Annotated in this window: 17 protein-coding genes; 6 read left to right on the forward strand and 11 right to left on the reverse strand. The window is 72.7% G+C overall.

The genetic code is table 11. The features are described 5' to 3' along the window. Nucleotides 1-41: 41 nt before the first annotated feature. On the reverse strand, nt 42-1,430 hold the full coding sequence (locus tag AB0M82_RS10770) for a S28 family serine protease (protein WP_364719740.1): 1,389 nt from the start codon (nt 1,428-1,430) through the stop codon (nt 42-44). Nucleotides 1,431-1,667: 237 nt separating this feature from the next. Here AB0M82_RS10770 and AB0M82_RS10775 point away from each other — a divergent pair, with 237 nt between their 5' ends. Continuing rightward, a complete protein-coding gene (locus AB0M82_RS10775) occupies nt 1,668-2,171 on the forward strand; it encodes an SRPBCC family protein (RefSeq protein ID WP_364719742.1) in 504 nt (167 codons plus the stop codon). Here AB0M82_RS10775 and AB0M82_RS10780 read toward each other — a convergent pair. From AB0M82_RS10780 to AB0M82_RS10795, 4 genes are read right to left on the reverse strand one after another with little or no spacing between them, the layout of a single operon-like run. Continuing rightward, complete coding sequence (locus tag AB0M82_RS10780) at nt 2,168-2,923, reverse strand: enoyl-CoA hydratase/isomerase family protein (RefSeq protein WP_364719745.1); 756 nt, start codon at nt 2,921-2,923, stop codon at nt 2,168-2,170. The two genes, AB0M82_RS10775 and AB0M82_RS10780, sit on opposite strands and share 4 nt — an antisense overlap. 32 nt (nt 2,924-2,955) lie before the next feature. Further along, nucleotides 2,956-3,429 (reverse strand): hypothetical protein, encoded by a 474-nt coding sequence (locus tag AB0M82_RS10785; protein WP_364719747.1) that lies wholly within the window; start codon nt 3,427-3,429, stop codon nt 2,956-2,958. 27 nt (nt 3,430-3,456) lie between these two features. Then, complete coding sequence (locus AB0M82_RS10790) at nt 3,457-4,392, reverse strand: ABC transporter permease subunit (protein WP_364719750.1); 936 nt, start codon at nt 4,390-4,392, stop codon at nt 3,457-3,459. After that, entirely contained in the window at nt 4,389-7,256 is a 2,868-nt protein-coding gene (locus AB0M82_RS10795; RefSeq protein WP_364719752.1) for an alpha/beta fold hydrolase, read from the reverse strand. The genes AB0M82_RS10790 and AB0M82_RS10795 overlap by 4 nt, the downstream gene beginning before the upstream one ends. A 306-nt stretch (nt 7,257-7,562) precedes the next feature. On the opposite strand from AB0M82_RS10795, the gene AB0M82_RS10800 reads away from it, so the two are divergent. From AB0M82_RS10800 to AB0M82_RS10810, 3 genes are read left to right on the forward strand one after another with little or no spacing between them, the layout of a single operon-like run. Continuing rightward, complete coding sequence (locus AB0M82_RS10800; protein ID WP_364719754.1) at nt 7,563-8,525, forward strand: TerC family protein; 963 nt, start codon at nt 7,563-7,565, stop codon at nt 8,523-8,525. 40 nt (nt 8,526-8,565) lie between these two features. Continuing rightward, nucleotides 8,566-10,524, forward strand: coding sequence for a S9 family peptidase (locus AB0M82_RS10805; RefSeq protein WP_364719756.1), 1,959 nt, complete (start codon nt 8,566-8,568; stop codon nt 10,522-10,524). Nucleotides 10,525-10,542: 18 nt separating this feature from the next. Next, the gene (locus AB0M82_RS10810; RefSeq protein WP_364719758.1) at nt 10,543-11,196 is read left to right on the forward strand and encodes an HAD family phosphatase; all 654 of its coding nucleotides are present in this window, start codon (nt 10,543-10,545) and stop codon (nt 11,194-11,196) included. On the opposite strand, the gene AB0M82_RS10815 is transcribed toward AB0M82_RS10810, so the two are convergent. The 4 genes from AB0M82_RS10815 to AB0M82_RS10830 all read right to left on the reverse strand — a co-directional run bounded on the left by AB0M82_RS10815 (nt 11,178) and on the right by AB0M82_RS10830 (nt 14,689). Next, entirely contained in the window at nt 11,178-11,834 is a 657-nt protein-coding gene (locus tag AB0M82_RS10815) for an RES family NAD+ phosphorylase (protein WP_364719760.1), read from the reverse strand. The two genes, AB0M82_RS10810 and AB0M82_RS10815, sit on opposite strands and share 19 nt — an antisense overlap. Nucleotides 11,835-11,885: 51 nt before the next feature. Further along, entirely contained in the window at nt 11,886-12,467 is a 582-nt protein-coding gene (locus tag AB0M82_RS10820; RefSeq protein WP_364719762.1) for a DNA-binding protein, read from the reverse strand. Between the two features lie 411 nt (nt 12,468-12,878). Continuing rightward, nucleotides 12,879-13,856, reverse strand: coding sequence for a LacI family DNA-binding transcriptional regulator (locus AB0M82_RS10825; RefSeq protein WP_364719765.1), 978 nt, complete (start codon nt 13,854-13,856; stop codon nt 12,879-12,881). A 62-nt stretch (nt 13,857-13,918) separates the two neighbouring features. Further along, nucleotides 13,919-14,689 carry a helix-turn-helix domain-containing protein gene (locus tag AB0M82_RS10830; protein ID WP_364719768.1) on the reverse strand — a complete coding sequence of 257 codons (771 nt, stop codon included), beginning with the start codon at nt 14,687-14,689 and terminating at the stop codon, nt 13,919-13,921. Between the two features lie 173 nt (nt 14,690-14,862). On the opposite strand from AB0M82_RS10830, the gene AB0M82_RS10835 reads away from it, so the two are divergent. Next, nucleotides 14,863-15,348: an MmpS family transport accessory protein gene (locus AB0M82_RS10835; RefSeq protein WP_364719770.1), complete on the forward strand. Its 486-nt coding sequence runs from the start codon at nt 14,863-14,865 to the stop codon at nt 15,346-15,348. A gap of 22 nt (nt 15,349-15,370) precedes the next feature. Beyond that, nucleotides 15,371-16,117: an ABC transporter permease gene (locus AB0M82_RS10840; RefSeq protein ID WP_364719773.1), complete on the forward strand. Its 747-nt coding sequence runs from the start codon at nt 15,371-15,373 to the stop codon at nt 16,115-16,117. Here AB0M82_RS10840 and AB0M82_RS10845 read toward each other — a convergent pair. Further along, a complete protein-coding gene (locus AB0M82_RS10845) occupies nt 16,101-16,787 on the reverse strand; it encodes a histidine phosphatase family protein (protein WP_364719776.1) in 687 nt (228 codons plus the stop codon). The two genes, AB0M82_RS10840 and AB0M82_RS10845, sit on opposite strands and share 17 nt — an antisense overlap. A 9-nt stretch (nt 16,788-16,796) precedes the next feature. Further along, nucleotides 16,797-18,692, reverse strand: coding sequence for a Na+/H+ antiporter (locus AB0M82_RS10850; protein ID WP_364719953.1), 1,896 nt, complete (start codon nt 18,690-18,692; stop codon nt 16,797-16,799). Between the last annotated feature and the right edge of the window lie 8 nt (nt 18,693-18,700).

Consider the following 18,700-nt stretch of genomic DNA (forward strand, 5'->3'; position numbering starts at 1 on the left):
TGGTGAGGCGAGACTACGCCTGCGGCCCCGGCAAGAGGAGGTCACAGCGGGGGACGCACCGAAAGCGTGAGGTCGGCGTCGAAGTCGGGGAACCCGGCGGGCGCGCTTCGTGCCGTCGACGCCGCGCCCGGCAGCCCGGCCCAGCGCCGGACCGTCGCGGTGGCCGCGGCGGCTTCGGCCGGGGACAGCTGCGCGATCTTCGACCCGTGGTTGCCGCCCTGGACGTAGTACCGGTAGGAGTCCCTGGTGCCGAAGCCGAGCTCGAACGGCTCGGCGCCCCACGGGTCGTTCGAGCCGTACACGAACAGCAGCCGGCTGCCGCGGGACTTCACCCAGAAGTCGATGTCCGGCATGGCCGGGTAGTCGAAGCGGGGCAGCCGGATCGAGTCCGGGACGAACGTCTTCGGCTGGTCGGCGCCGGGGTAGCGGAGCAGGTCGCGCAGGTAGCCGTCGTACGCCTCGGGCGAGCCCAGCTGGACGGCGGCCTGGTAGTAGTACGGAATGTAGGGTGCCAGGTCCTGGTCGGAGTACGTGTTGAGGCTCTCCACCTTCTCGTACCAGGCGTAGACGTCGGCCGCGGGCGCTCCCGGCGCGGGCACTGTCGCGCAGTCCGCCTGCTTCTGGTACTGCCAGAACGCGAAGTACGAGTCGATCACCGAGATTTCGAGGGACTTGTCGGCCGAGCCGACGATCGAGAACGTCAACCCGCGGTTCGCCGCGTCCACGGCGGCGATCGCGCCCAGCTCGTCCCGTCGCTTCAGCGCGTCACGCTGGATCGCCTTCAAGGCGGCGCGGCACGCCGGATCGTCGCCGACCCGGGACAGGAACCGGTTGTAGACGTCGACCGGGTCGATGACGTCGTTGGGCGCGACGTACGGGATCGTCGCGTCGACGTCTTCGGGGAAGAAGCGCCGGAAGTACGTCGCGGTCATGCCGCCCTTGCTGCCGCCCGTGGCCAGCCACTTGCCCGGGTAGATCGCCTTGAACGCCCGCACCGCGCGATGCTCGTCCGCGGCGGCCTGCCAGATCGTCAGCTGCTGCGCCCAGTTCTCCGGCTCCGGCCGCGAAGGCGTGAAGTAGCGGTACTCCATCGACAGCTGGTTGCCGTCGACGATTTGCGTCGGCTCCGACCGGTTCGGCGCGCCGCTGACGTTGTAACCGCTGGTGTAGGCCACCGTCGGAGCGGCGAAGTCGCGGTGCAGCAGGGTGAACCGCTGCTGGAACGTGCCCGCGCCGGGGTGCCGGTGGTCGGCGGGCTGCGTCAAGGTCAGTTTGAAGAACCGGAACCCGGCCGGCGCCGGGTCCTCCGACACGATCGTCAGCCCGGGGATCCGCTGCAGGGCGGCCTTGATGTCCGGCGCCGCCGTGGCCGCCGGGGCGAGGCCCGCCATCGCGAGCAGGACCGCGCCGGCGGTGAACAGTCTGCGCATCGAGCACCCTCCCCGCTCCGGAAACCCTCCGTGGGACCCTCACAGAACCGGCCGTTGGCGGCAATCGGCTGTCCGGGCGCAGAATCGGTCAGGATCCGACTTTCGGTGGGTGGCGCGGCGCCCGGGCCCGCGTCCTGAGGGGTGCGCAACCGCGGGCATTGTGCGAGTTGTCCGCGTGATCAGCCCCACGTTACGGTCCGGATCCGTAAGGCACCGGTATCGAGCGAGGGGTCCGCCATGAAGGTTTCCGATTGCCCGACGACCCAGGTCGAGGTCCACATCGCCGCCCGGCCGGCCGAGGTCTGGTCCTGGCTGCTGGACGTCGACCTGCCGGCCCGGTTCTCCACCGAGTTCCAGGGCGGCGGCTGGGTCGACGGCACCGAGCCCGGGCTCGGCGCGCAGTTCCGCGGCCGCAACTCCCACCCCATCGCCGGGGAGTGGGAGACGGTCTCGACCGTGACCGGCTACGAGCCCGAGCGGCTGTTCGCGTGGGCCGTGATGGACGTGACGAACCCGGCCGCGTCGTGGCGCTTCGAGCTCGTCCCGGACGGCGACGGCACGCTCCTGCGCCAGTGGGCCCAGATCGGCCCCGGCCCGTCCAACCTCACCACGATCATCGGTTCGATGCCCGAGCACGAAGCAGAAATCGTCGCGATGCGGCTCGGGGAGCTGCAGGCCAACATGCAGAAGACCGTCGAGGGCATCAAGGCACTGGCCGAGAGCGGCGTGCACGCCGCCTAGCCGCGGCCGCCGATCTTGCTGTCCACATAGGACTTGACGGCGGCGAGCGCCTCGGCGGACCGCCACATCCGCTCCACCCCCGGGTCGTCGGAGTGGCGGTACTCGGCGACGCGTTCGTGGAAGGGCTGCCGGATCTGGGCCTTCGTGTGGGCGAACGGCTCGGCGGGCAGCCCGCCGAGCCGGGTGGCGACGGCCAGCGCCCGTTTGAGCACGTCCTCCGGCGGGGCCAGCTCGTCGACCAGCCCGGCGGCCCGCGCTTCGTCGCCGCCGAGGGTCTCGCCGGTGTAGGTGAGCCGCGGCAACGGCGCGGTGCCGTACGCGCAGCGGAGGATCTCCAGCGCGGCCAGCGGGAACGGCAGCCCGACCAGCAGCTCGGTCACCCCGATCCGGCCGGGCCCGGTGGTGAGCACGCGGTGGTCGCACGCCGCGGCGAGCACCGCGCCCCCGGCGATGGCGTGCCCGTTCAGCGCCGCGACCACCGGCCGCGGGCAGCCGAACACCGCGAGCAGCGCGTCGGACAGCAGCGGCAGGAACTCGGACACGTACGACGCGCCGCCCTCGTGGATCCGCTTGAGGTCGACGCCCGCGGAAAAGATGCCGCCGGTGCCGGTGAGCACCACGGCGCGGGCCTCGCCGGTCTCCTCCAGCCGGAAGGCCAGTTCGCGGCACGAGTCCGTGTCGAGCGTGTTGCCCTTGCCGTGGTCGATCCGGAGCACGGCGACGTCGTGGTGGCTCTCGAGGATGATCGGCACGGCCCGACCGTACCGCGGCGCGGCGGGCCCGGTCAGGTCCTGACGCTCAACCGGACGACGCCGAAGTGCTCCCGCCGCGCCAGCGCGACGATCTCCTCCAGCGTCGGCAGCCGGCCGAGGGGGAACTTCAGGCCGATCATGCGGGCGGCGCGGCGCATGCCGAGCTCGGTCATGCGGTCCAGATAGGTCCGCGCGACCGCGGTCTCGTCCTCGACGAGCACCCCACGCATCGGCGTCGTCCGGCCGGCGAACGTCACGTCGACGTCCGCGCCGCCGCGGAAGTTGAGCCGCCAGCCCGCGGGTGTCAGCGCAAACAGGCCTTCGGCATCGCGGTGCGCGGTGACCGGCACGCGGTAGCGCAGTCCGGTCCGGCGGCCGGCGAAGGCGAGCAGCATGAACTCGCCGACGCCGCGGCCGAGCGGGCTGGGCAGCACCGCGCGCAGTACAACGTTGAGCGTCTTCACCAGCGGCGCGGGCGGCTGGTGCCATTCCACCACGGTGGTCATTTCCGCAGCGTACGCCGCCCGCGGGCGTCAGCTGGTGATGTCTTTTTGAGCGAACCGACGCCCGGCGTAGAGGAAGAACACCGTCCCGTAGATCACCGCCGAGAGCATGCCACTGGCCAGGTTCGTCCAGTCGACGTCGGTGGAGATCAGGTCCATCCAGGCGAACGCGTAGTGCGTGGGCAGGTAGTTGCGCAGGCCCTCCAGCGCCGTGATCTGGTCGAGGATCTGGGACAGGATGGCCACCAGCACCGCGCCGCCGACCGCGCCGAGCGGGGCGTCGGTCGACACGCTCAGCGCCATCGCCAGCCCGGCCACCCAGGCCAGCTGCAGGATGATGTACACAGTGGACAGTGCGATCGCGAGCAGGCTGTCGCCGAAGGCCACCGCGTCGCCGGTCGGGCTGATCGCGTCGCCCGCGCCGTACCAGAGCACCCCGACCCCGAGCGAGACCAGCGGCAGCAGCACCAGCGCCGCCGCCGACAGCAGCCCGGACACGATCGCCTTCTGCCGCAGTACCCGCTGCCGCGGCACCGGGACGGCCAGCAGGTACTTCAGGCTCGACCAGGACGCCTCGCTCGCGATCGTGTCGCCGAAGAACAGCGCGACGATCATCGGCAGCAGGAACGTCCCGGACACGAACAGCGCCAGCACCACGAAGTTCGGCGCCGAAGCGGTGGCCAGGTCGACGAACCCGCCGCTGCGCCGGTTCGGGTTCGACTGCCCCGCCTCGAACGCGATCACCAGGATGAACGGCAGCAGCGCGACCAACCCGAGCAGGAACTGCGTGCGCCGCCGTTTGAGCTGGCGCCGCAGCTCGACGCCGAGCCGGAGCGTGCGCCGCGCGGAGTAACCCGCGACGGCGCCGTCCGGCCCGACCCCGGCGTGCTCGTGCGACGCGACGTCGCTCAGTTCGTCGAGCGCGTGCGGGTCGGTGTGCACGCCCGAGTCAGGAGAGGGGCTCACGACTGATCTCCCACCAGTTGCAGGAACGCGTCTTCCAGCCGGCGCCGGGGGCCGGCCTGCTCCACCGCGACGCCGGCGCGGACCAGCGCCGCGACCGCCTCGGCGCGCGGCAGCCCGTCGAGGTTCGCGTGCACGAGGTCGCCGTCGACGTCGACCGAGGTGACCCCGACGACCGCCTTCAGCGCCGCGGCGGCCGCGGCCGGGTCGCCGACCCGGAACGTCGCCTCGCCGCCGGCCGCGGCCAGCTCGCCGACCTCGCCCGAGGCGACCAGGGAACCGCGGTGCATGACCACGACGTGCGTGCAGGTCTGCTCGACCTCCGCCAGCAGGTGGCTGGACACCACCACGGTGCGGCCGGTCGCGGCGTACCGCTTCAGCACCTCGCGCATCTGGTGGATCTGGGGCGGGTCGAGCCCGTTGGTCGGTTCGTCGAGCACCATGAGCTCCGGCAGCCCGAGCATCGCCTGCGCGATCGCCAGCCGCTGCCGCATGCCCTGGCTGTAGGTCCGCACGCGGCGGTCGACCGCCGTGCCGAGCCCGGCGATCTCCAGCGCCTCCGCGAAGTGCGCCTTGTCCGCCGGCCGTCCGGTGGCCGCCCAGTACAGCTCGAGGTTCGCCCGCCCGGACAGGTGCGGCAGGAAGCCGGAACCCTCCACGAACGAGCCGATCCGTGAGAGCACCGGAGCACCCGCGGTGATCTTGTGCCCGAAGACCCGGATGTGGCCCTTCGTCGGCGTGATCAGGCCCATCAGCATCCGCAGCGTCGTCGTCTTGCCCGCGCCGTTCGGTCCGAGCAGGCCGAGCACCTGACCCGGCTCGACGCGGAAGGACAGGTCCTTCACCGCGACGAACCCGCCCGGGTACTCCTTGCGCAGCCCTTCGATGACCAGCGGGGTGGTGGCGAGGTCCGGATCGGCGTCGGTGGCCCGGCGGCGGCGCAGCGCCGCGAAGAGCACCGCGGCGACGCCGATCAGCAGGGTCACGCCGATGCCTGCCAGTTGCCCGGCCGGGACCGGGGAGCCGACGGAGGCGCCGGGCACGACCGGCACCGACAGCGCGGTGCCGCCGGCGAGCGCGATCCGGAACACCGCGGGCGCGGCCGGCGCGGCGAACGCCTGGTCGGTGGTGCCGACGACCAGCCGCAGCGAGTGCCCGCCCTCGATCGGCCGGACGATGCCGGGCAGTGTCACGGTGACCTCGACCGGGGTGCCGTCGGCGGGCAGCCCGCTCACCCGGAACGGCGCGATCGCGTTGGCCGGCAGCACCCGGGAGCCGTCCTGCCCGACGTCGTAGAGCTTCGCGAACAGCACCGCGTCCGGTTGCGGGTGCGCCGGGTCCGCGGCGACCTGCAGCCGCACGGTGGACGAGCCGCTGACGATGATCTGCGCGTCGACCGGGGCCGTGGTGAACTGCGCGGCCTGGCCGGGCGGGTCGCTGCTGAACAGCGCGCCCAGCCGCGTGGTGCTGCTCGCGACGCCGTTGAGCCCGGGGATCCCGCTCACCGCCGCCGGGTTCGCCCCGGCCGGCCGCACCACCGGCTGCGCGGGACCGGTCAGCGGCAGCGGCCGCCGTTCGGTGGCGGGGCCGGCCAGCCCGGGGTAGGCCGCGGCGGTGACCGTGCGGACCGACGGGGTTCCGTTGGCCCGCAACGTGCCCTGGACGTCGTAGCTGAAGCCGGTGCCCGGGTCGCCGCCGGTCACGGCGGTCAGGAGGAAGTCCGCGATCTTGGCGCGCAGCTGCGGTCCCGGCTTCCCGCCGTCGTGGCCGCCCGTGTACCAGATCGTCCGGACCTTGCCGCCCGCCGCGGTGATCTGCCGGGCGGTCGCGTCGGACTGGTCGAGGCCGAAGAGGGTGTCGCTCTCGCCCTGCACCAGCAGCGTGGGCACGGTGATCTTGCCCGTCACCGAAGCGGGGGACACCCGCCGCAGCAGGTCCACGCTCGCCTGGCTCGCCTGTCCGCTGGTGCCGAGTTCGGTGTAGGCCCGGCAGACCGCGGCGGTGAACCGGCCGCACGGGTCGGCGGACCCGCTCCGCGGCCCACCCCCGCCCGGCGGCACGGCGGGGACGGCGGCCGCCGCGGCCGCGGTCCCGGCGGCGCCGGTCGATCCCGTGTCGGTCTCCTGGCCGGCTTCCGGCGCTTCGGCCGACGGCGAGCCGCTCGCCGCGGCGCCGGAACCGGCCGAAAAGAAGATGCCGGCCCAGCTCTTCTTGAACACGCCGTCGGTCGCGAACGCGCCGGCGGCCGGGGTGCCCGAAGCCGCGAGCGCGGGGCCGGCCGCGTTCGGCACCAGGCCCTGCGCGAGGTCGTTGTAGGTGATCACCGGGGCGATCGCGTCGACGCGCTTGTCCGTACCGGCCAGCAGCAACGAGAGGGCGCCGCCGTAGGAGGCGCCCGTGACCGCGACCTTCGGGTCGCCGGTGGCGTCGGTGGTCACCTGGCGCCGCGCGACGAGCCGGTCGATCAGACGGCTCGCGTCGGCGACCTCGCCGTCCGGGTCGTTCAGCCCGATCTTGCCGGTGCTCTTGCCGAACCCGCGCGCGGACCACGTCATCACGACGAAGCCCTTCCTGGCGAGTTCGCGCGCGTCGTCGGCGACGCTGTTCTTGTCCCCGCCGAAGCCGTGCGCCAGCAGCACCGCGGGCGCGGGCACGGTCGCGGGGAGGTAGGTCGTCGTGTCGATCTTGACCTGCTCGGCCGAGCCGGGAGCGGCGGGCATGTCGAGCAACGCGTCTTGCGTGGGCACCGCGGGCGGGGCCGTGTCGCGCGTCGCCCAGAGGACGGTCGCGGCGGCGAGCACCACCACGACGGCGCCGAGCGCCGTGAAGCGGGCGCGGCGGGTGCGCGGAAGCGGGAGTCGGGGCACGAGGTGACCGTAGGTGAAGTTTCCTGAGAGTGGCCTTCCCGGCTCACATCGATCACACGCGCGAGGACCGCCTGGTGGACCGAAGTGACCGAAATTACAGGACCAACCCGGTGACGTGCGCAATCCCGGCTGGCGTTCCGGCGGGGGTAACCGGCAGACTGGAACCGCTGTGAGGGGAGTATTCCTTCGCGGCGGTGTCGTCAGCACGGTGGCCCTGCGCCCCCGGCACCGTCGGCCGGTGTTCTTCATCGGCGGAAGAGACCTCCGGTTAGTTGCTGCTGCGCACTATCCGGAGGTTCTGGTTTCATGACTGTCCCCCTGTGGCTGTGGATCGCCACGATCGGTGGCCTGCTCGCGCTCATCGCGCTTGACCTGGTCATCGTCGATCGCAAGCCGCACGAAGTGACCACGGGGGAAGCCGCTCGCTGGGTGATCTTCTACGTCTCGTGCGCGGTGCTGTTCGGCATCGGCGTGTGGATCTTCGCCGGGCACGACCCAGGTGTCGAGTTCTTCACCGGCTACATCACCGAGTACTCACTGAGCGTCGACAACCTGTTCATCTTCATGATCATCATGGGGTCGTTCAAGGTGCCCGCGATCCACCAGCACCGCGTGCTGCTGGTCGGCATCCTGCTCGCGCTCGCCATGCGGAGCGTCTTCATCGCCATCGGCGCCGCGCTGATCGCGCAGTTCGTCTGGGTGTTCTTCCTCTTCGGCGCGATCCTCGTCTGGACCGCGATCAGCATGCTGCGCAGCAAGGGCGACGACGAGGAGTACCACGAGAACGCCGTCACCCGGCAGGTCCGCAAGTTCGCTCCGGTGACCGACGACTACCACGGCCACAAGTACACGGTGAAGATCGACGGCAAGCGGATGGTCACCCCGATGCTGCTGGTGATCGTGGCCATCGGCTCGGCGGACCTGCTGTTCGCGGTCGACTCGATCCCGGCGATCTTCGGCATCACGCAGGAGGCGTTCCTCGTCTTCACCGCCAACGCGTTCGCGCTGATGGGGCTGCGGCAGCTGTACTTCCTGCTCGGCGGGCTGGTGACGAAGCTGGTCTACCTGACCTACGGCCTCGCCGTGATCCTCGCCTTCATCGGCGCGAAGCTGTTCCTGCACGCGCTGCACGAATACCACGTCGTGCCCGACTGGCTGGACATCAACAACTGGATCTCCCTTGGGGTGATCATCGTCGTGCTGTCCGCGACCACGGTGGCCAGCCTGGCCAAGGTCCGGCGGGACGAGCGGAAGCGGGTCGCCGCGTAACTCGTTCGCATCGCTAAGGAATTCGGGTACGGTCGGGATCGTGCGTCCTGCCGACATCGAAGACCTCGTCGTCCCCGGCCGGCCCGCCCTGCGCGGGAACCTGCTGCTGACCGCGCTGAACAAGCCCGACCTGAAGACGAACGCCGCGCACAGCGCGCTCCGGCGCGTGTCGCTCGACGGTGGCGAGGCCGCGTGGACGCACGGTCCCCGCGACTCGGCGCCGTCGATCTCGCCGGACGGGCGGTGGGTGGCGTTCCTCCGCGCGGGGGAGGGCAAGGGCGCGGACGGCAGCCCGCAGCTGCACGTGATGCCCTCAGGTGGCGGTGACGCGTCGAAGGCGCTGACGTCGCTGCACCTCGGAGCCGGGGAACCGGTGTGGGCGCCGGATTCGCGGCGGATCGCCTTCACCGCCCGCGTGCCGGAAGCCGGCCGCTACGGGACTCCGGACGCCGACGGCGAGACCCCGGAGCCGGCCGCCGAGGCCCCGCGCCGGATCACGCGCATGGACTACCGGATGGACGACGTCGGGTTCGTGCGTGACCGGGCGCAGCGGCTGTTCGTCGTCGACGCCGTGGCGGCGCTCGAGCGCGACGAGCCCCTGGAACCCGAGCCGCTGACCGGCGACGGGTTCGACGCGGCCCACCCGGCGTGGACGCCGGACGGCGCCCGCGTGGTCTTCACCGCGCCGCCGGACTGGGGCGCTGCCGAGAGCGAGTCGCGGGACATCTGCGCGATCTCCGCCGACGGCGGCGAACCCGAGGTCGTCGTGCGCTGTCCCGGCTACTCGGAGCGGCCCGCGTTCGGCGCCGACGGCACGTTGTTCTACTTCGGGCAGGACTTCGGGGAGCACCGCGAAGCCGCGTCGACCGGCCTTTACCGGGCGACGCCCGAGTTCGGCGCCGATCCGGTGAAGGCCCACCGGCTCACCGACATCGAGACGGTGGACTGCGAGGCCGCGGCGGGCCCGCCGGCGCCGCGCGATCGCGACGTGCTCGTGGCCGTCCGCAACCGCGGCGCGGTCGAGCTGCGCGCGGTCGCCGTCGACGCCACGGACGCGCCGCTGACCGACCTGCCGGTGGTCTACGCGGACCGCGCGGTGGTCCGGTCGTTCACGCTCGACGGCTCGGTGCTGGCGGCGGTGATCGCTTCGCCCGAGTCCGCCGGCGACGTCGTGCTGCTCGGCGACGGCGCCCCCCGTGCGCTGACGGATTACTCGAAGCCGTTGCGGGACAAGGGCCTCCGGCCGGTGATCGAGCTGGAGACCACGACGCCGGACGGCTACCCGGTGCACGGCTGGCTGGTGATCCCGGCGGGTGAAGGCCCGCACCCGGTGCTGCGCGTGGTGCACGGCGGGCCGTTCGCCCAGCAGGACTGGGCGGTGTTCGACGAGGCGCAGGTGTACGCGTCCGCGGGCTACGCGGTGGTGATCGGCAACCCGCGCGGTTCGGCGGGCTACGGCCAGCGGCACGGCCACGCGATCACGTACGGCTACGGCACGGTCGACGTCGACGACGTCCTCGCCCTGCTGGACGCGGCGCTGGAACGCCCGGACCTGGACGCCTCGCGCGTCGGCGTCATGGGCGGTTCCTACGGCGGGTTCATGACGAGCTGGCTGGCGGCCCACCACGGCGAGCGGTTCCGCGCGGCGTGGAGCGAGCGCGCGGTCAACGCGTGGGACTCGATGGTCGGCAGCTCCGACATCGGCTACTCGTTCGTCGACGCGTACATCGGCTCCGATCCCGAGGTGCAGCGCGATCGGAGCCCGCTTTCGTACGCTTCGCAGATCCGGATCCCGTTCGCCGTGGTGCATTCGGAGCAGGACTGGCGCTGCCCGCTGGAGCAGGCGCAGCGGATGTTCGTGGCCCTGCGCCGCGCGGGTGCGGACGCGGAGTTCCTGCTGTTCCCCGGCGAAGGCCACGAGCTGACCCGCTCCGGCCGTCCGCGCCACCGCGTCCAGCGTTTCGAAGCGGTCCTCGACTGGTGGGCGCGGCACCTGTGACGGCGCCGCGGGGTACGCGTGGCTGAGCCTCGCGGCCTGGTCTGCGTCGACGTCGATGGCACGCTCGTGCCCGGGACGAGCTCGTGCGCCTGGGTGGCCGCGGCGTTGGGGCACGAGGCCGAACTCGTCGCGGCCGAGGCGGCCTACGTGGCGGGCCGGATGACCAACCAGGAGGCGTCGGTGATCGACGCCCGCGGCTGGGCCGGGCACACCGAAGCGGAGATCCGGGCCCGGCTGGAGACACTGCCGCTGGTCGACGGGATCGCCGAGACGGTGGCGTGGTGCCACGGGCACGGCCTCCGCCCGATCCTCACCACGCTCGCGTGGACACCGGTCGGCCGGATGCTCGCCGGGCGGTTCGGGTTCGCCGCGTTCTGCGGACCGGTGCCGGAGGCCGACGACGGGCGCTACACCGGCCGGGTCGCCGAGCACCTGGACGAGTACGGCAAGCGCGACTTCGCCCTCGCCCAGGCGCGCCGGCACGGGATCGCCCCGGCGCGCTGTGTCGCCGTCGGGGACAGCCGGTCGGACCTGCCGCTCTTCGCCGCCGTCGGGACGAGCATCGGCTTCAACGCGACCCCGGCGGCCCGCGCCGTCGCGACCCACCGCGTCGACGGCGGTGATCTGCGGGCGGTCATCCCGGTGCTGGAAGCTCAGTTCAGCAGCGTGTAGTTCAGCTCTTCGCAGACCCGGCCCAGCGGGACGTCCAGACCCGGGTGGTCCAGCGGCAGCAGGACGTCCGGCGCGATCGGCAGCGCCGCGCCCGCCGGGGGATCCCACAGGCACATCGCCGGGTCGCCGGAGTCCATCGACGAGCGGTACCAGAGACCGTCGAGGTCGCTGAACGCGCCACGGATCGCGCGGGCCCACGCCTGCGTGAGCTTCTTCGGCCCGCTCGAGATCTCCTGTGAGGCGCCGACCCGGGTCGGCCACAGGCCGGTCAGGTCGAGCAGGCGCAGCGCGCGCGTCGGGCGGACGACGACCAGCCGGGGGCCGCGCGTGCGGCGGTCGACCGTCGAGCTCGTCTGGAACACCTCGGCGACCGAGGTGCGCACCGTGAGGCCGAAGTAGAGCACCCCGTTCGCGGGGTCGGTGACCGGTGCGCCGCCGCGGGCGGGCGGCTGCTGGTCGAACCGGCCGTGCGGGAGGGGACCGGTGTAGCGGAACGAGTTCCACTGCTGGGGGTGGTTGCCGTGCGCGGTGAAGATCCGCACCAGCCTGGTCGCGGGCTGGACCGTCACCACGTCGTGCGCGCGGTTCAGCTGCCGGACCAGGACGGATCGGGCGGGCGGCAGCGGGAGCCGGGCCATGCGTCGGGGGTCGTCCGTCCTTGTCGGTGATCTTGCTCGGGGAGGTCCAGCCTAGAACGGCGAGCCGAGCGTGGCGATGAGGCGGGCGACGTGGTCCGGGTCACCACCGGAGAGGAGCCACTGGCGAGGCGTCGCCGGGTGCTCGTTGATCACCAGGTCCGGCTGCGGGGTGCTCATGAACGCGGCGACGACGAGCGCGGGCTGGTCCGCGGGCAGCGCCTTGAGCACGGCTTCCAGTCCGGGCAGCACGCCCGAGCCGGCGAACTGCCACGCCGGGAGCCGCCAGCCGCCGTCCTTCCAGCCGGTCAGCCTGCCCTCCTTGAGGCGGTGCCGGATCCGGCTGTCGTCGACGCCGAGGGTTTTCGCCGCCTCGTTGACGCTGAGCGCGCCTTCGGCGAGCACCGCGTGGGCGGCCACGGTGCGGGCCCGGAAATCGGGTTCGTCCTCGCGGCGCGGTGACAGGTCCAGGCCTACGTCGGCGAGCGCGGCGCGCTGGTCGGCGGAGAAGTAGTGCGAGGGATCCGGATTCGGCGGGGACAGCCTGCGCGCCGCGTCTTCCACGAGCGTGAGGAACTCGTTCGCGTCGACTTTCAGGCCCGCCTTGGCGAGGATGTTCTCCAGCGCTACAGACATGTGGCTCAGGTTAACCCGAAACAGCGCGCATGTGCGGGTTCGTGCGGTTTCTTGCCCTGTCTGAGGGTGAAATCACCAGAGGCCGACACTTAGCGCACATAAGTCAACACATTGAGTAGTCAACTTCCGATCAGTGTGCCCGCATGGGGCGAAGTTGTCCATACCCGTGACGGGCTTGACACTCCCGGCGGGCGGCCTTACGTTCCGGGGTGAGTAAACGATTTCCGCTCCGTGCTCACAGGATCCGGCGTGTCGGCGCCGGCCATGGGGGACACAGGGGGTGGGGCGTGCCTGGGGGGCCTGGCACGAGCCGGCCCCCCAGGCACGTCGTTCCGGGCGGACGTCCATGGTGAAACTTTCACGTGCTGCCGGCAGGCGGCGCAGTGCTCTGAAGGTCACTTTCCGAGCCGGTCAGCGGCGCGAGCTCTTCCGCTCGATCAGCCGGGCTTCGAGCGTCGTGGTGGTCGCGTCGCGGGTGCTGTCGGTGATGCGGGCCAGCAGGAGCTGCGCCGCCACCCGCCCGACTTCGTACGCCGGCTGCGCGACCACCGTGAGCGGCGGGTCGATCAACGTCGTCCACGGCGCGTCGTCGAACGAGACGATGCCGACGTCGCGTCCGGAGCGCAGGCCGCGCGCCGCCAGTGCCTCCAGCACCCCGATCGCCATCGTGCTGTTCGCGACCAGCAGCGCGTCCGGCGGCGACGGCTCGTCGAGCAGTTCCAGCGCGGCCAGCCGGGCACCTTCGGCGCGGTACTCCGCCCGCCGGAAGACGGCGTCCGCTTCGCCGACGACGTCGGTGTACCCGGCCAGGCGGTCGTCGGCGGTGCGGACCCCGGCGGGCCCGGTCAGGCAGCCGACGCGCCGGTAGCCGCCCGCCAGCAGGTGCCGCGTGGCCTCGGCGGCCGCGTGCCGCGTGTCGACCAGCACCTGGTCGCCTGCCTCGGCCGGCAGTGGCCGGTCGACCGCCACCAGCGGCGTGCCCTGGCGGCGCAGGCCCTCGACGTTCGTCGACCGGCCGGTGGGGGACAGCACCACCCCCGCGACCCGTTCCTGCAGCGCGACCTCGATGTAGCGCCGCTCCTTCTCCTCGTTTTCGTCGGAGTTGCAGAGCACCACCGAGTACCCGGACCGCTGCGCGAGGTCCTCGACGCCGCGCGCGATGGCGGTGAAGAACGGGTTCTCGACGTCGGAGATGATCAGCGCGAGCACGGCCGTCTCCTGCCGGCGCAGGTTCCGGGCCAATCCGTTCGGGTGATAGCCGAGCTCGGCGGCGGCCGCCTGGACCCGCGCGGCGAGCGTCGGGTCCACTGTGGACTTACCGTTGAGCGCGCGCGACACGGTCGCCGTGGAGACGCCGGCCCTCGCCGCGACGTCGCTGATGGTGGCCACACGCCCTCCCTGATCACTCGTCGAGGGGAGAATAGCGCTCTTGGTAGTCGTTTACCGTCCGCTTACCTTTTCGGCGGAGGGGCCACTTCCGGTTGTCCGCGCGGGTTACGCCGAACGGAGCCGGTCACGGTCCTTGTGTCCACAGTGGAGGGTTGGGTGAAGTAGGTGCGGGGGGTGAGGCCGGTCAGGGCCCGGCACTCCCGGCTCAGGTGGGCCTGGTCGGCATACCCCGCGGCGGCGGCCAGCGCGGCCAGCCCGGGCGCGCGTGGGGCGAGGGCGACGGCGCGCTGGAAGCGGGCTACGCGCAGGTAGGTGGCCGGCCCGTAGCCGACGGCCTGGACGAACCGCCGCCGCAGCCGCCGCTCGCTGGTCTCCATCGGTGGTGCCGCTTCCGCGACCCGCGCCGCCCCCGCGTCCAGGCGCGCGATCAACGCCGTCACCGCCGGATCCGGTGGCGGCACCTCCGCCAGCCGGGACGCGACCGCCCGCGCCAGGGAAATCTCCCCCGCCAGCAGCCGCTCCGCCAAGAGCTCCCCGGCACGGCCCCACAGCTCACCCAGCGGGACCCGGCGATCGCGCAGTTCGTCGGCCGGCACGCCGAGCACCGCCGGCGCCCGGCCGGGCGCGAACCGCACGCCGCGCAGGACCGCGCCCGGGTGGGTCACCGATGACCACGGCGCGGTGTCCGGCCCCGCGACGAACACCGCGCCGTCCCCGGCGACCAGGTCCAGGCAGCCGTCGGGCACGATCCGCCTCGGCCCCGCCGAAGCCGACCGCCACACGCAGCGGGCCACGCCCCGCAGCGGCCCGGGGGCCACCGCCTCTTCGTACACACCCGGATCATGCACCCGAGGTCCGACAAAACCGGCGGATGCCCGACCGGCCAGGGCACCCGTCCGGGTGAAAGTCGGGCTTCTCGCGACGAGCGGCTAACGCGCAGTGAGGTCACGGCGAGATGTAGACGACGCACTCGACCGGAGTGCGCGCGACGAGAGAAGACCTCTCCATGGGTGTTCCCACCGCGACCCGGCCCGCCCCGAAGGACCAGCGCGACGGCGCCGTCCGGACCCGGCCGGCCGGCAGCGCCGTCGTCGTCCTGGGTTTGCTCGCCGCGGCTTTCGCGGTGACGTCGTTCGTGGTGCCCAAGTCCGCGCGCGGCCCGGCCAAGGAGGAGCCGGTGGCCGCGCCGGTCGCCCCGGCCGCGGTCCGCACGGTGCGCCACACCGTCGTCTACGAGCTGCTCGGCGCGCACGGTGCCGGCAACGTCACCTACGCCGGCGCGGGCTCGGCACTGACCCAGCGCGCCGAGGTGACGACGCCGTGGTCGACCACGTTCACCCAGGCCGGCCCGGCCGGCCGCTCCGCGTTCGCCAGCATCGCCGCCCGGAACCCCGGCCCCGGCGAGCTGCGCTGCCGGATCATCGTCGACGGGGTGGTCGTCGCCGAGAAGACCGCCAAAGAGCCCGGCCGCCTCTTCAGCTGCGCCGTCTGAGCCCTCGGGCAAGATCGGCGGTGTGAACGACGCCGCGATCACCTTCGGGCCCGCCTTGGTGGCGGTGCTGGTCCTGCTCACCGTCGCCGGCGCCGCCGTCGTCCAGGCCGGCGGGCTCGGTCACGGGCGGGCGGTGCTGATCGCCGCCGTCCGGGCGGTCGCGCAGCTGGCCGTCGTGTCGCTCGTGATCACCGCCGTCCTGCGCTCGAACCCGCTCACCGGCCTGTTCGTGCTGCTGATGTTCGGCATCGCCGCGGTGACGTCGGCGCGCCGCGCCGGCAGCTGGGCGAACCTGCCGTGGACCGCGCTGGCGATCGCGGCCGGGGTGGTGCCGGTGCTGGCGCTGGTTCTCGGCGCCCGGGTGGTCCCGGCGCGGCCCATCGCGGTCGTGCCGATCGCGGGCATCGTGATCGGCGGCGCGATGACCGCGACTTCCCAAGCCGCGCGACGCGCGCTCGACGAGCTGAAATCCCGGCACGGCGAGTACGAAGCCGCGCTGGCGCTGGGGTTCCTGCCGCGTCCGGCCGCGCTGGAGATCTGCCGCCCGTCGGCCGGGCACGCGCTGATCCCAGCGCTCGACCAGACTCGCACGGTCGGCCTGGTGACGCTCCCGGGCGCCTACGTCGGCGTGCTGCTGGGCGGTGCGGGCCCGGTCCAGGCGGGCGTGACGCAGGTACTGGTGCTGATCGGGCTGCTCGCCGCGGAAGCCGTGTCGATCGTGGTGACCGTGCAGTTCGTCGCGGCGGGGAAGCTCAGCCGAGCGGAGTAGCCAGGTGCGCGGTGTCGTTGAAGCGCCGCACGATCCAGGTGTCGCCGTGCAGCACCAGGTGCGAGATGGAGCCGTTGTCGGCACCGAGGAACGCGAACCGCTCGACCGCGCGGGAGGCCTGCGCGAACACCTCCCCGATCACGCCGCCGTGGGTGAACACCGCGACGCGCTGGTCGGGGTGCGCGGCGGCGATCCGCGTCAGCGCGCCGCGCAGCCGGGCCCCGAACCGCTCGTCGGACTCCGCGCCCGGGATGACGTCCCAGCGCTGCTCGGCCCACAGCCGGTCGACGATGGGGTGCCCGTCGGTGGTGTGCTTCCGGAACAGCCCGTTCTCCCACTCGCCGAGGTGGATCTCGCGCAGGTCCGGCTCGACGACCGGGGTCAGCCCCAGCTTCTCCGCCAGCGGCGCGGCGGTCTGGACCGTGCGGCGCAGGGTCGTCACGTAGATCGCGTCGATCCGCTCGCCGGCGAGCCGGACGCCGACGCGCTGGGCGTGGTCGCGGCCCTCCGGCGCGAGGTCCGGGTCGGCCTGGCCGTCGACCAGGTCGAACGGCTGGCTGGCCCGAGCGGGCGCGGATTCGCCGTGCCGGACCAGGAAGATCTCGGTCGCGCCGGGTGGCGGTGAGAACCGGTGCTGGCGGTATTCGATCTCCTGCTCGGGCGTGCTCATGCTGGGACCCTAACCGAGCTGCTTGTCCACGAAACACCATCGCCACGTCTCGCCCGGCTCGAAGCTCCGCATCACCGGGTGCCTGCTCTCGTGGAAGTGCTGGGTGGCGTGGCGGCGCGGCGACGAGTCGCAGCACGCGACGTTGCCGCACTTGAGGCACATCCGCAGGTGGACCCAGGTCGTTCCGTCGGCGACGCAGGCGGCGCAGCTGTCGGTCGCGCTCGGCTCCTTGTCCCCCCACTCGTGGGCCAGGTGCTTGCACGAACCGGCCGTCGCGGCCGGGGTGCGCAGTTCGCGGCCTTCCACTTCGGGTTCCTCTTCGTCGCGGTCGAGCATGGACTCCTCGATGTCGAGCCGTTCCAGGACCCGCCGCAGGACGTCGTCGTCGGCGGTGCCGCCGGCACGGGCCTTCAGGAACTGTTCGCGCTCCACGTCGAGGAGCTGGAGCCGCAGGCGGCGGTAGGCGTCGCTCGGCGTCTCGGCCAGCGCGCTCTGCCGGCCGAGCTGCTCCCACGCCGAGTCGGCGCGGTGCTGCAGCCGGTCGCGGAGGCGCTGGATGATCTCCGGCGGGTCGTCGGGTCCGCGGAGCTCTTCGAGCTTGGCCAGCGCCGCGTGGGTCATGTCGTGCAGCACGGCCGCCTCCTGCAGCGCGTCCTCCGCCGGGTCCGGCCGCGGCAGGCGCAGCCGCCGGATCAGCGGTGGCAGCGTCATGCCCTGCAGGGCCAGCGTGCCCGCCACGACGACGAACGCCGCGAGCACCAGCACCGCCCGCTGCGGGGTGTCCGTGGGCAGCACGAACGCGGCCGCGAGCGTGACCACGCCGCGCATGCCCGCCCAGGAGATCACCGCCGAGTAGCGCCACGGCCAGATCTTCCTTTTGGCCTTCCGCGGCAGCAGCCGCCGTTCGAGGCGCTTCACCGTGCCGATGCCGATCAGCCACAGCATCCGCGTGAGGATCGTCGCGGCGAGCACGGCCACGCAGATCCAGGTCAGCAGCGCCAGCGACAGCCCGCTGTCGCCGACCTCGGCGAGGATCCGCCGCAGCTGCAGGCCGATCAGCAGGAAGACCATGTTCTCCAGCAGGAACGCGATGGTCTGCCAGTTCAGCCTGCTGGCCAGCCGCGTCGAGCCGGACAGGATCTGCGGCGCCTTGTGCCCCAGGATGAGGCCGGCGACCACCACCGCGAGCACGCCGGACCCGTGGATCGCCTCGGCCGGGATGTAGGCGATGAACGGCACCGCGAACGACAGCGCGGTGTCCAGCACCGGCTCGTTCAGCCGGGCGCGGATGAAGGCGGCCACGAACCCGACGACCAGCCCGACCACGATCCCGCCGATGGCCGCGCGCAGGAAGTCGGCCCCCACCTGCCAGAGGCTGACCGAGCCCGCCAGCGCGGCGATGGCCGTGCGGAGGGCGACCAGCGCGGCCGCGTCGTTGAACAGGCTCTCGCCCTCCAGCAGCCGGATCAGCTTGCGGGGCATGCCGACCCGACGTGCGACGACGCTGGCCGCGACCGCGTCCGGCGGCGCCACGATCGCGCCGAGCGCGATGCCGCCGGCCAGCGGCAGATCGGGGATCACCGCCCAGGCGACCAGCCCGACGCCGAGCGCGGTGAACACGACGAGCCCGACCGACATCAGCCCGATCGCCCCGCGGTTCTTCCGGAAGTCGACCAGCGACGTCTGGATGGCCGCCGAGTACAGCAGCGGGGGCAGCAGGCCCAGCAGCACGACCTCGGGGTCGAGGTGGTACTCGGGCACCCCGGGGACGTACGACGCGCCGACGCCGACGACGATCAGGCACAGCGGGGCAGGCCAGTCCAGCCGCCGCGCCACCGCGCTGACGACCAGGACGGTCACGACCAGCGCCACTATCTCCGCCGCGATGTGCACGGGGGTAATCATCACCCCGG

The sequence above is a fragment of the Amycolatopsis sp. NPDC051128 genome, from assembly GCF_040682715.1.
Taxonomy (GTDB): domain Bacteria; phylum Actinomycetota; class Actinomycetes; order Mycobacteriales; family Pseudonocardiaceae; genus Amycolatopsis.

Bases quoted from the DNA above. Each gene is read 5' to 3' on its own strand.
- AB0M82_RS10770 (WP_364719740.1), bottom strand. From the start codon at position 1,430: ATGCGCAGACTGTTCACCGCCGGCGCGGTCCTGCTCGCGATGGCGGGC.
- AB0M82_RS10775 (WP_364719742.1), top strand. From the start codon at position 1,668: ATGAAGGTTTCCGATTGCCCGACGACCCAGGTCGAGGTCCACATCGCC.
- AB0M82_RS10785 (WP_364719747.1), bottom strand. From the start codon at position 3,429: ATGACCACCGTGGTGGAATGGCACCAGCCGCCCGCGCCGCTGGTGAAG.
- AB0M82_RS10800 (WP_364719754.1), top strand. From the start codon at position 7,563: ATGACTGTCCCCCTGTGGCTGTGGATCGCCACGATCGGTGGCCTGCTC.
- AB0M82_RS10815 (WP_364719760.1), bottom strand. From the start codon at position 11,834: ATGGCCCGGCTCCCGCTGCCGCCCGCCCGATCCGTCCTGGTCCGGCAG.
- AB0M82_RS10820 (WP_364719762.1), bottom strand. From the start codon at position 12,467: ATGTCTGTAGCGCTGGAGAACATCCTCGCCAAGGCGGGCCTGAAAGTC.
- AB0M82_RS10835 (WP_364719770.1), top strand. From the start codon at position 14,863: ATGGGTGTTCCCACCGCGACCCGGCCCGCCCCGAAGGACCAGCGCGAC.
- AB0M82_RS10845 (WP_364719776.1), bottom strand. From the start codon at position 16,787: ATGAGCACGCCCGAGCAGGAGATCGAATACCGCCAGCACCGGTTCTCA.
- AB0M82_RS10850 (WP_364719953.1), bottom strand. From the start codon at position 18,692: ATGATTACCCCCGTGCACATCGCGGCGGAGATAGTGGCGCTGGTCGTG.